Below are 11,432 nucleotides of genomic sequence, written 5' to 3'. Positions count from 1 at the left end.
AGGGAGGCTGTTGCCCGTAGGGAGGCTGTTGCCCGTAGGGAGGCTGTTGCCCGTAGGGAGGCTGTTGCCCGTACGGAGGCCGGCCGGAAGGCTGCTGCTGCCCGTTGTCGTCGGTCATGAGCGAGCAGCCTAGGCACAAGATCGACTGGTGTCCCGCGCGATGGGGATTACGGAAATCAGACGGTCGGGCCGGTCGGGGCGGGATCGGCGTCCGAGGATTGGTTCGCGGCGTAGGCAGCGGCGTCGGCGCGCTCGCGGCGACGCTTGCGCAGATGGATGCCGCCGTAGACGACGACCACGATCGCCAGTAGCGCCAGCGGCGCCCAGGTCAGGGTCGAACCGACCACGTCCAGGGCCGACGCGAAGGCGTAGCCGAGCAGGACGCAGCCCGGTGCCCAGATCAACCCGCCCGCGGCGTTCCAGGCGAGGAACGTGCGGTAGCGCATCCCGCTCATGCCGGCCATCGACGGCATGAGGGCTCGTAACAACGCGGTCAGCCGGCCGAGGAACACGGCCTTGCCACCGTGCTTGTGGATGAACGCGTCGACGGTCTCCCAGCGCGGTTCCCCTACCCAGACCCCGAGACGGGACCGACGTAGCGACGGCCCGAACTTGCGGCCGAACTCGTAACCGACCGAGTCGCCGGCCACCGCGCTCACCACCGCGACGACCATCATGATGCCGAGGTTGAGGTGCCCGTACGCGTGGTTGCAGAAGACGCCCGCCACCAGCAGGGCGGTCTCGCCCGGCAGCACCATGCCCACGAGGATCGCCGCCTCGGCGAAGGCCAGGGCAGCGGCGATGAGGTACAGCCACGACCCGGTCGAGTCGCCGATGCTGCGCAGGATGCTCTCGAACACGCAGCGATCGTCCCATGGTGGTCTGTGCGGCGTCCCGCGTCGGCCGCGTGCCGTCCCGCGTCGGAACCCTTCCGTAAGGTGCGCTCGTGCGGAGGACAGCGTGACAGCAGCGGCGCGGCCGGCCCGATTGTCCGTCTCGGCGGCGCGGCGCATCGCGCTCGCGGCACAGGGGTTCGCGGACCCGCGCCCGACCGGCCGCGTCGACGCCCGGCACCTGCGGCGCGTCATCGACCGCGTCGGCCTGTTGCAGATCGACTCCGTCAACGTGTTCTCGCGCAGCCACTACCTGCCCGTCTTCGCGCGCCTCGGTCCCTACCCGCGCGAGCTGCTGGACGAGTTCACGGCCTACACCGCGAAGCCGCGGCGGCGGGAGATGTTCGAGTACTGGGCGCACGCTGCGTCGTTGGTGCCGCTGGCCTACCACCCGCTGCTGCGCTGGCGCATGGAGCGCGCGCACCTCGACCCCTGGGACTCGATCCGGCGCATCGCCCACGAGAACCCCACGCTGGTCGCCGACGTCGAGCAACTCGTCGTCGACCAGGGCCCGATCGTCGCCGGCGACACCGGCATCCCGCGCCCGAAGCCGCGGCCCGGGCACATGTGGAACTGGCACGACGGCAAGGTCGCCCTCGAGCACCTGTTCTGGACCGGCCGGATCACGACGGCCAAGCGGGTCCACTTCGAGCGCTACTACGACCTCGCCACACGGGTGCTGCCCGCCGAGCTGCTCGCCGTGCCGACACCGAGCGAGCAGGACGCCAAGCGGGAGCTGGTGCGCATCTCGGCCCGGGCCCTCGGCGTCGCCACCGAGCCCGACCTGCGCGACTACTTCCGCATCCCCAGCGTCGACACCCGGCGGGCCGTCGCCGAGCTCGTCGACAGCGGTGAGCTGATCCCGGTCGAGGTGGCCGGCTGGACGCTACCGGCCTGGATGTGGCACGAGGCGCGCCGACCGCGCGCGGTCGCGGCCCGGGCCCTGCTGTCGCCGTTCGACTCGCTCATCTGGTTCCGCGACCGCACCGAGCGACTGTTCGACTTCCACTACCGCATCGAGATCTACGTCCCCGAGCCGCAACGGCGCTTCGGCTACTACGTGCTGCCGTTCCTGCTCGGCGAGACGCTCGCGGGCCGCGTAGACCTCAAGTCCGACCGCCAGGCAGGCGTGCTGCGCGTGCAGAGCTCGTGGGTCGAGCCCGGCCACGACGCCCGTCACGTGGCCGGCGAGCTGGCCGCCGAGCTGGAGTTGGTGGCGCAGTGGCAGGGGCTGTCCGCGATCGAGGTGCGGCCACGCGGCGACCTCGCGCCCACCCTCGCCGCTGCGCTGTAGCAGTCGCGTCAGGCGGCGCGGAAGAGCCGGACGCCGCCGGTGCCGGTGCGGGCCCGCACGGTGATCACGTGCTCGCGGTTCGCCGGCTCGTCGCTGACGGGCAGGTCACTGACGACCTCGCCGGAGCCGCTCGTCGCGTCGACGCGGGCGGTGACGCCGGCCGGCAGGCCGATGCGGACCGCGCCGGAGCCGGTGGCGATGTCGACGTCGCCGAACACGGCGTCGAGGCTGGCCTCACCGGCGCCACTGCGCCAGTGCACGCGCCCACCGACCCGGCCCGCGGTCACGGTGCCACGGCCGACGCCGACCTCCAGGTCACCGTCGACGCGGCCGAAACGGCCGCTGCCGTTGGCGGAACGGACGCGCGCCGCACCGGTCACGTGCGTGGCCTCGACCTGCGAGGTGCCGCAGCGCACGCCCAGGTCGCCGTCGACCTCGTCGAGCAGTACCGTGCCGACGGCCGATGCCACGGCGGCCCCGCCGCAACGACCCTCCACCGTGACCGAGGCGGTGAATGTCGACAGGTCGAGCGCGGTACCGGACGGCACCGTGACGGTGACCTGCACCGGCCCCGCGGCGCCCGGGCCCGGCCGCAGCGCGGCGAACACGTCGGCCAGGCCGCCCTGGCGCGGCGCGTTCACCCGCAGGGTGGGCCCGGACAGCTCCACGGTGATGCGCTCGACGGCGTCGGGTGGGCCCTCGAGCTCCACCCGGGCCTCGTCGAGGCCGTCCACCGCCCGCACGAGCAGCGAGCCGTGGCCGAGACGCGCCGCGAGGTTGACAGGCCCCGTGAGGGGGAAGGTCTGCACGGTCATGGTGATCTCCTGATCGTCCGATGGCGCGGGAACGTGGTCAGCCGTCGATCCAGCCGCTGATGCGCGAGTGCGACCCGCCCGGGCCCTCGGGCGGCCCGCCGGGACCACGGTCGCCCCCACCCGGCCAGCCACCGCGACCCGCCGCGCGGCCCAGCCCACGACCGAAGGCGCCGAGCGCGGCGAACGGGTTGGGCTCGAGCGCGGCGCCTGCGGCACGGACGAGCCAGGTGTTGACCGACACGCCCTCCTTCGCCGCGGCCTGCTCGACGTCGGTCTTGAGCGACTCGGACAGCCGCAGCGAGATGCGCGCGCTGGAGTCGCCGTCGTCGGTGCGCGGTTCGGCGCTGGGGACGCTCGCCGTGTCGCGCACGCTGACGAGCACGTCCTCGCCGCCGGCGCCGCCCGAGCCGTTGACGCGCACCGAGACCGCCGGTGAGCCCGGATGGTCGAGCAGGGCCGCGGTGATCTCGTCCGCCGCGGCCGACAGCGCCTCGAGCACGGCCAGCCGCACGGCGGGACCGGCGGCCGCGGCGAGCGACGCGGCCACGTGCTGGGTGCGCTCGTCGCCGAGGGCCGCCGCAGCGGTGAGCTGGTCATGGACCTGGGACACGATGGGGGAGAGCTGCATGACACCACCATGACATCACATTGGCGTCATCGCAACGTCACGGTGACGCCCGGCGGGCCAGGTCCAGCCGACCACCACATCGTGTGCGCGTCGCGGTGCGGCGGCACGACCGGTGGCGGTTAGAGTCGGGCACCGCGTCCAACGGCCGGTCCCGCGCCCTCGCCGGCCGGGCCACCCGCCGCCCCTCTCGTCCCGGAGCCCGCCCATGACCGACATCGTTCCGCTGAAGGTCCAGGCCATCGCCTGGACGCATTTCGAGCCGCCGGCGGACGTGCCGTGGGAGACCGATGCGGGCGGTGGTGAGGCACTCGCCGAGTTCGCGGGACGGGCCTGCTACCAGTCCTGGAAGAAGCCGAACCCGGCCACCGCGACGAACGCCGGGTACCTGCACCACATCCTCGAGGTCGGTCACCTGTCGGTGCTCGAGCACGGCAGCGTGACGTTCTACCTGTCGGGCATCTCCCGCTCGCTGACCCACGAGCTGATCCGGCACCGGCACTTCAGCTACTCGCAGCTCTCGCAGCGCTACGTCCCGGAGAAGGACGCGGCCATGGTCGAGCCCGACGTCATCGCCTCGGACCCCGACCTGCACGCCAAGTTCGTCGACGCCTCAGAGGCCGCGGTCGCGGCCTACACCGAGCTGCTCGAGGGCCTGGAGAAGAAGTTCGCCGACGTCGAGCACGCCACGCTGCGGCGCAAGCAGGCCCGCCAGGCCGCGCGTGCGCTGCTGCCGAACGCCACCGAGACGCGCATCGTCGTCACCGGCAACTACCGGGCCTGGCGGCACTTCGTCGCGATGCGTGCCTCCGAGCACGCCGACGTCGAGATCCGCGAGCTGGCCATCGCGTGCCTGCGGGAGCTGAACCGGATCGCGCCCAACGCGTTCGCGGACTTCGAGATCCTCACCCTGCCCGACGGCACCGAGGTCGCGTCCAGCCCGATGGTCAGCGAGGGCTGAGCACAGGACCGCGCGGCTAAACTCGAGCCGTGGAAGCTTCAGTGCATCGCCCCTTCGGGCGCGTCCTGACCGCGATGGTGACGCCCTTCGACGTCTCGGGCGCCCTCGACCTCGACAAGGCCGTCGAGCTCGCGACGCACCTCGTCGACGTCGTGGGCAACGACGGGCTGGTCCTCAACGGCACCGGTGGTGAGGCGCCGACCACGACCGACGCCGAGAAGCACGACCTGGTGGTGGCCGTGGTCGACGCGGTCGGCGACCGGGCGCACATCGTCGCCGGCATCGGCACCTTCGACACCGTGCACTCGATCCACCTCGCGCAGTCCGCCGCCAAGGCCGGCGCGCACGGCCTGCTCTGCGTCACGCCGTACTACTCGCGCCCCCCGCAGTCCGGCCTGCTCGCCCACTTCCGGGCCGTCGCGGACGCCACCGACGTGCCGACCCTGCTCTACGACATCCCCGGGCGCTCCGGCGTACCGATCGCCACCGAGACGCTCCTCGCGCTGGCCGAGCACCCGCACATCGTCGGTGTGAAGGACGCGAAGGGCGACTTCACCGCCTCGGCGCGGGTCCTGGCCGAGACCGACCTGGCCTACTACGCCGGTGACGACGCCGCGACCCTGCCGCTGCTCGCCCTGGGCGGGGTCGGCGTCGTCGGCACGTCCACGCACTTCTGCGCCGCGCAGACCAAGGCCTCGATCGAGGCCTTCGAGCGCGGCGACGTCGCCGAGGCGTTGCGCCTGCACCGGCAGCTGCTGCCGATCTACACCGGGATCTTCCGGACGCAGGGCACCATCCTGGTCAAGGCCGGTCTGAAGCTCCGGGGGCTCGATGTCGGGCCGGTGCGCCTGCCGCTCGTCGACGCCACGGACCACGAGATCAGCCACCTGCGCGCCGACCTCGCCGCCGCCGGCCTGTAGCACCGACCCGCGCCGGCGGAGCCTGCCCCGACCGCGCGCCTGCGCGGCAACCCTCAAGCTGACCGTTAGGTTCGACGGGTGGCAGGTACAACCGGAACTCGCAGCCGTCCGCCCGCGCGCAAGACCGCTCGCAAGACGCCGTCGCGCGGCGGATCCGCGCGGACCGTGGCGTCGTCGGGCCGCGGCGCGACGACCGGCCGCAAGGCCGGACCCAACCCGCTGGCGGCGCCGCTGGTCGGCGCCGGACGCGCCGTCGGCTCGATCTGGCACGGCGTGGCCACCATGGTGGGCGGCAGCGCCCGCGCCGTCGGACGCAACGCCGCCAGCGCCCGCGAACTCCCTCCCGAGCACCGCCGGGACGGCGCCGCCCTCGGCGTCCTCGCCCTCGGCCTGATCAGCGTCATGGCCGTCTGGTTCCACGCCGCCGGCCCGGTCGGCGAAGGCATCGACACCGCCTACCGGTTCGTGGTCGGCACCGGCGCCTATCTCGTGCCGCTCGTGCTGCTCGCCGGCGGGGGCCACATGCTGCGGCAGGCGCCCGAACCGAAGTCCCGGGGGCGTCTCGTCGTCGGCTCCTTCGCCATCGTCGTGTCGGTGCTGGGCCTGTTCGACCTGTGGTCGGACAACCCGACGACCGGCCACGGCCGCGCCCACTCCGGCGGGTTGCTCGGGTACGCCATCGGCAAGCCGCTGACGGTCGGGCTGTCCGAGGCCATCGCCGTCCCGTTGCTGACCGTCGTCGGCTGCTTCGGCATCCTCGTGGCCACCGCGACCCCGATCAGCGTGCTCGTCGAGTTCTTCCGCCGCGTGCTGGGGCTGGACAAGGCCTCCGACCACGGCGACGCGACGGACGACGACGCCACGGCCGTGGACACGGTCGAGGCGCCCCGGCGGCGGCGCCGCACACCCGCGCCGGCGGCCGACCCGGACGCCGCGACGGGCGAGATCGCGCCCATCGACGCGCCGGCCGGGCCGGACGACGCCGTCGACACGCCGGACGCGCCCGACGCGCCGGTCAGAGCCCGCAAGCCCCGTCAGCCGAAGGTCGCGCCGCCCGAACCCGAGCTGCCGCCCATCGACCGCCCGATCCAGCTCGAGCTGTCCGGCGGGGGCGGCCTGTACACGCTGCCGTCGATCAAGGACCTCGCGTCCGGTCCGCCGCCGCTGGCGCACACCAAGGCCAACGACGAGGTCATCGCGTCGCTGCAGCAGGTGTTCGCCGAGTTCGACGTCGACGCTGCCGTCACCGGCTTCAACCGCGGACCCACGGTCACCCGCTACGAGGTGACCCTCGGGCCCGGCGTCAAGGTCGAGCGGATCACCAACCTGACCCGCAACATCGCCTACGCGGTCAAGAGCGCGGAGGTGCGCATCCTCAGCCCGATCCCGGGCAAGAGCGCGGTCGGCGTCGAGATCCCCAACGCCGACCCCGAGGTCGTCATGCTCGGCGATGTGCTGCGCAGCAACGTCGCGCAGCGCGACCAGCACCCGATGCTCGTCGCGCTCGGCAAGGATGTCGAGGGCGGTTTCGTTGTCGCCAACCTGACGCGGATGCCGCACCTGCTCGTCGCCGGCGCCACCGGCGCCGGCAAGTCGAGCTGCATCAACACCCTCATCCTGTCGATCCTCACGCGGGCCACGCCCGACCAGGTCCGCATGGTGCTGATCGACCCCAAGCGGGTCGAGTTCGCGGCCTACCAGGGCATCCCGCACCTGGTCACGCCCGTCATCACCAACGCCAAGAAGGCAGCCGACGCCCTGGGATGGGTCGTCCGCGAGATGGACATGCGCTACGAGGACATGGAGACCTCGGGCGTGCGCCACATCGACGACTTCAACCGCAAGGTGCACAGCGGCGAGCTGAAGGCCCCGCCCGGCTCCGAACGCGTCTACCAGGCCTATCCCTACCTGCTCGTCATCGTCGACGAGCTGGCCGACCTGATGATGGTCGCGCCACGCGACGTCGAGGACTCGGTCGTGCGCATCACCCAGCTCGCCCGCGCGGCCGGCATCCACCTGGTGATCGCCACGCAGCGCCCGTCCGTCGACGTCGTCACCGGCCTCATCAAGGCCAACGTGCCGTCCCGGTTGGGCTTCAAGACCTCCTCACTGGCCGACTCGCGGGTCATCCTGGACCAGCCGGGCTCGGAGAAGCTGCTGGGCAAGGGCGACGCGCTGTTCCTGCCGATGGGGGCCTCCAAGCCGGCGCGCATGCAGGGTGCCTACGTCACCGACGACGAGATCAGCCAGATCGTCGAGCACTGCAAGAAGCAGCTCGAGCCGTCCTACCGCGACGACGTCACCGCGCCCCAGGCGGCCAAGAAGGAGATCGACGAGGAGATCGGCGACGACCTCGACCTGTTCCTGTCGGCCGTCGAGCTCGTGGTGTCCACCCAGTTCGGGTCGACGTCGATGCTGCAGCGCAAGCTGCGCGTCGGCTTCGCCAAGGCGGGCCGGCTCATGGACCTCATGGAGTCGCGCTCGATCGTCGGCCCGTCGGAGGGTTCGAAGGCGCGCGAGGTGCTGGTCATGCCCGACGAGCTCGCCGGGTTGCTGTACACGCTGCGCAACGGCGGCACGGCCGACGACCTCGTCACCCCCGAGGACGACGACGACCTGCCGCTCGGTGAGCGCCCGGCCGGGCCGGTCACCGTGGAGCCGCTGCCGACGGGCTCCGACCCCTTCTGACCCGCCTCTACCTGACACGCAACAAGAACGGCCTCCCGTCCGAAAGGGCGGGAGGCCGTCGTGCGTGGTGCGGGATTTGGTCAGCGGCGATGCTTGGCCATGTAGAACAGCCGACGCAGCGAGAGTGCCCTGCTCGACTCGGGGCGGCGGTGCCGTCCGGTGTAGGTCTCGTCGTCGGTGGCCAGGCCGGCGGACGACGGTGTCCAGGCCGTGTATCCCGAGTCGATCCGGTCGATTGTCGCCATGACACTCACCTCCGTGGGCGCGACGCTAGCGCCGTGATCACCACCGGTGGGGCAGGCGCGCGGATGGGCGTGTCAGTGCGCGGCCCTCGTCACGCGAGGTCGAGCAGCATCCGGGCGTTGCCCAGGGTGTTCGGTTTGACGTATTCGAGGCCGAGGAACTCCGCCACGCCCGGGTCGTAGGAGCGGCGCAACGCGTCGTAGGTGTCCGGGTCGACCGGGGCGCCCTCGATCTCGACGAAGCCGGCACGGCCGAAGAAACCGGTGTGGAACGTCAGCGCGAACAACCGGGCCAGGCCGAGCTCGCGCGCGGTGTCGACCAGCGCGTCCAGCAGCTCGCGTCCGATGCGCTGCTGACCGTGGTCGGGGTGCACGGCCAGGGTGCGGATCTCGCCGAGGTCGGCCCACAACACGTGCAGGGCGCCGCAGCCGACGACCCGCCCGTCGAGATCGGCGACGAGGAAGTCCTGGACGTCCTCGTACAGCGTCACGAGTTCCTTGGCGAGCATCTTGCGACCGGAGCCCGCGTAGAGGTCGACGATCGCCTTGATGGCGGGCACGTCCGCGGTCCGGGCGCGCCGGACGACGGCTGGCACGTGTCCAGGCTAGCGAGCGCGTCCGGCGCTCGGCACGGCCGTCGCGCCGCCGCGGGTACCGTATGGCTGTGCCCGAGTCCCCCCGCAGCGTCGCCCTCGTCACCCTGGGGTGTGCCCGTAACGAGGTCGACTCCGAGGAGCTCGCCGGTCGTCTCGGCGACGGCGGCTGGGCCCTGACGGCGGACGCCGACGACGCCGACGTCGTCGTCGTCAACACCTGTGGGTTCATCGACTCCGCGAAGAAGGACTCGATCGACACCCTGCTCGCCGCGGCCGACACCGGGCGCAAGGTCGTCGCCGTCGGCTGCCTGGCCGAGCGGTACGGCGACGAGCTCGCGTCCTCGCTGCCGGAGGCCGACGCCGTGCTGGGCTTCGACTCCTACGCCGACATCGCGGCCCGTCTGGACGACGTCGCCGCCGGGCGACCGGTCGCGCCGCACGTGCCGCGTGACCGCCGCACCCTGCTGCCCGTCGCCCCGACCCACCGGCCCGCAGCGGCCGTCGACGTCGCGGTGCCCGGCCACGCCTGGCTGCCGACCACCGTGCTGCGCAACCGGCTCGACGACGCGCCCACCGCCTACCTCAAGCTCGCCTCGGGCTGCGACCGCCGCTGCACGTTCTGCGCCATCCCGTCCTTCCGCGGGTCGTTCGTCTCCCGGCCGCCCGCCGACGTGCTCGGCGAGGCCGCGTGGCTGGCGTCCACCGGTGTGCGCGAGCTGGTGCTGGTCAGCGAGAACTCGACGTCCTACGGCAAGGACCTCGGTGACCTGCGCGCGCTCGAGACGATGCTGCCGCAGCTCGGTGCGATCGACGGGATCGAGCGGGTGCGGGTGTCCTACCTGCAGCCCGCCGAACTGCGACCGGACCTGCTGCGCATCCTGGCCACCACGCCCGGCGTGGCGCCGTACTTCGACCTGTCCTTCCAGCACGCCAGCCCGTCGGTGCTGCGCCGCATGAAGCGCTTCGGCGGCACCGACGCCTTCCTGGACCTGCTCGCCCGCGCGCGTGCACTGGCCCCGGACCTCGGCGCGCGCAGCAACGTCATCGTCGGGTTCCCGGGGGAGACCGAGGACGACGTGGCCGAGCTGGAACGTTTCCTGTCCGAGGCCCGTCTCGACGCCATCGGGGTCTTCGGTTACTCCGACGAGGAGGGCACCGACGCCGTCGCGTTCGAGAACAAGGTGCCCGCCGACGTCATCGCCGAGCGGGTCGAGCGGATCAGCTCGCTGGCCCACGAGCTGGCCAGCCAGCGCGCCGAGGACCGCATCGGCACCCGGGTCGAGGTGCTCGTCGAGGACTCGTGGACCGACGAGCCGGGGGAGACCGAGCTCATCGGGCGCGGGGCGCACCAGGGCCCCGAGGTCGACGGCATCGTCCGGCTGGTGAAGGCCGAGGGCATCGCGCGTGGACGCATCGTCGACGCATTCGTCACCGACTCCGAGGGGGTCGACCTCGTCGCCGAGCCGATCGGCGAACCCCGGTGAGCGCTGCCGACCACGTGTCCGCCTCCGAGCAGGTGGGGGCGCCGGACGTCGTCGCCGGCCCTGAGAGCGCGCGGGACGTCGCCGCCGACCACGCGCCGGCCCGCACGTCAGCCAACACGTCAGGCCACGAGTCGGCCCTCGGACCGGTGCCCGGCGCCCGTCCGGTCCGGCCGCGGCCCGGACTGCCGCGACTCACCGAGGACCCGATCGGCGACCCACCGAGCCCCGCGTCGGCCTGGAACATCGCCAACGCGCTCACGGTGCTGCGCCTGCTGCTCGTCCCGGTCTTCGTGGTCGCCCTGTTCGCCCAGGGTGGCCACCATCTCGGGATGCGCGTGCTCGCCTGGGCGGTGTTCGCGGTCGCCTCGGTCACCGATCGCATCGACGGCGAGCTGGCGCGCAAGCGTGGGCTGGTCACCGATTTCGGCAAGCTGGCCGACCCCATCGCCGACAAGGCGCTGATCGGCGCGGCCCTCATCGGACTGTCCGTACTGGGCGACCTGCCCTGGTGGGTCACGGTGGTCATGCTCGCCCGCGAGGTCGGGGTCACCCTGTTGCGCTTCTGGGTGCTGCAGCACGGGGTCATCGCCGCCAGCCGGGGCGGCAAGCTCAAGACCCTGCTGCAGGCCGTGGCCACCGGGCTGTTCGTGCTGCTGCCGGTCGGCGACTGGCTGCGCCCGATCGCCTGGGTCGTCATGATCGCGGCGATCGTCGTCGCGCTCGCGACCGGAGCCGACTACGTGGCTCGCGCCGTCCGGCTCCGCCGCGATTCCCTCGCCCGCGCTCGCTGACACGCGCTTCGAGCCCGCTGCTGCTCGGGAATCCGTCAGCGTCTTCACCCGTTGGACTGATTGTTCGCTCTGAGCGGACACCGTTCGAGCCATCGGTCCGTGTCAGTCGTTGCGGGTACGGTG

The 11,432-nt window shown here is 72.4% G+C and carries 10 protein-coding genes and 1 pseudogene; 6 read left to right on the top strand and 5 right to left on the bottom strand.

Annotated features, from left to right (window positions below; all coding sequences use genetic code 11):
• Nucleotides 1–176 precede the first annotated feature (176 nt).
• A complete protein-coding gene (locus ACFFCA_RS13215) occupies nt 177–860 on the bottom strand; it encodes a DedA family protein (protein WP_375485517.1) in 684 nt (227 codons plus the stop codon).
• 100 nt (nt 861–960) lie between these two features.
• Here ACFFCA_RS13215 and ACFFCA_RS13210 point away from each other — a divergent pair, with 100 nt between their 5' ends.
• A complete protein-coding gene (locus ACFFCA_RS13210) occupies nt 961–2,187 on the top strand; it encodes a winged helix-turn-helix domain-containing protein (protein WP_375485516.1) in 1,227 nt (408 codons plus the stop codon).
• Between the two features lie 8 nt (nt 2,188–2,195).
• Here ACFFCA_RS13210 and ACFFCA_RS13205 read toward each other — a convergent pair whose 3' ends face one another.
• Together ACFFCA_RS13205 and ACFFCA_RS13200 are read right to left on the bottom strand one after the other, a co-directional pair.
• Nucleotides 2,196–3,002 (bottom strand): hypothetical protein, encoded by an 807-nt coding sequence (locus ACFFCA_RS13205; protein WP_375485514.1) that lies wholly within the window; start codon nt 3,000–3,002, stop codon nt 2,196–2,198.
• Between the two features lie 37 nt (nt 3,003–3,039).
• On the bottom strand, nt 3,040–3,630 hold the full coding sequence (locus ACFFCA_RS13200) for a toxin-antitoxin system HicB family antitoxin (protein WP_375485512.1): 591 nt from the start codon (nt 3,628–3,630) through the stop codon (nt 3,040–3,042).
• A gap of 205 nt (nt 3,631–3,835) precedes the next feature.
• Between ACFFCA_RS13200 and thyX the strand changes: the two genes are divergently transcribed.
• The 3 genes and pseudogenes from thyX to ACFFCA_RS13185 form a co-directional block, all read left to right on the top strand.
• The gene (thyX, locus tag ACFFCA_RS13195; RefSeq protein WP_375485510.1) at nt 3,836–4,588 is read left to right on the top strand and encodes an FAD-dependent thymidylate synthase; all 753 of its coding nucleotides are present in this window, start codon (nt 3,836–3,838) and stop codon (nt 4,586–4,588) included.
• 29 nt (nt 4,589–4,617) lie between these two features.
• Entirely contained in the window at nt 4,618–5,508 is an 891-nt protein-coding gene (dapA, locus tag ACFFCA_RS13190) for a 4-hydroxy-tetrahydrodipicolinate synthase (RefSeq protein ID WP_375485508.1), read from the top strand.
• Between the two features lie 130 nt (nt 5,509–5,638).
• Nucleotides 5,639–8,082, top strand: a pseudogene (locus tag ACFFCA_RS13185) (DNA translocase FtsK 4TM domain-containing protein); the annotation flags it as partial.
• A 194-nt stretch (nt 8,083–8,276) separates the two neighbouring features.
• Here the strand turns inward: ACFFCA_RS13185 and ACFFCA_RS13180 are convergent.
• Both ACFFCA_RS13180 and ACFFCA_RS13175 read right to left on the bottom strand, forming a co-directional pair.
• Nucleotides 8,277–8,441 (bottom strand): hypothetical protein, encoded by a 165-nt coding sequence (locus ACFFCA_RS13180; RefSeq protein ID WP_375485506.1) that lies wholly within the window; start codon nt 8,439–8,441, stop codon nt 8,277–8,279.
• 89 nt (nt 8,442–8,530) lie between these two features.
• The gene (locus tag ACFFCA_RS13175; protein WP_375485504.1) at nt 8,531–9,034 is read right to left on the bottom strand and encodes an amino-acid N-acetyltransferase; all 504 of its coding nucleotides are present in this window, start codon (nt 9,032–9,034) and stop codon (nt 8,531–8,533) included.
• Between the two features lie 62 nt (nt 9,035–9,096).
• Here ACFFCA_RS13175 and rimO point away from each other — a divergent pair, with 62 nt between their 5' ends.
• Complete coding sequence (gene rimO / locus ACFFCA_RS13170) at nt 9,097–10,518, top strand: 30S ribosomal protein S12 methylthiotransferase RimO (protein WP_375485502.1); 1,422 nt, start codon at nt 9,097–9,099, stop codon at nt 10,516–10,518.
• Complete coding sequence (gene pgsA / locus ACFFCA_RS13165; protein WP_375485500.1) at nt 10,515–11,309, top strand: CDP-diacylglycerol--glycerol-3-phosphate 3-phosphatidyltransferase; 795 nt, start codon at nt 10,515–10,517, stop codon at nt 11,307–11,309. The genes rimO and pgsA overlap by 4 nt, the downstream gene beginning before the upstream one ends.
• Nucleotides 11,310–11,432: the final 123 nt, after the last annotated feature.

This window comes from uncultured Jatrophihabitans sp., from assembly GCF_964252635.1.
GTDB lineage: Bacteria > Actinomycetota > Actinomycetes > Mycobacteriales > Jatrophihabitantaceae > Jatrophihabitans.
The sequence above is the reverse complement of the archived record's forward strand: the minus strand, read 5'-3'. Positions and strand labels throughout refer to the sequence as shown.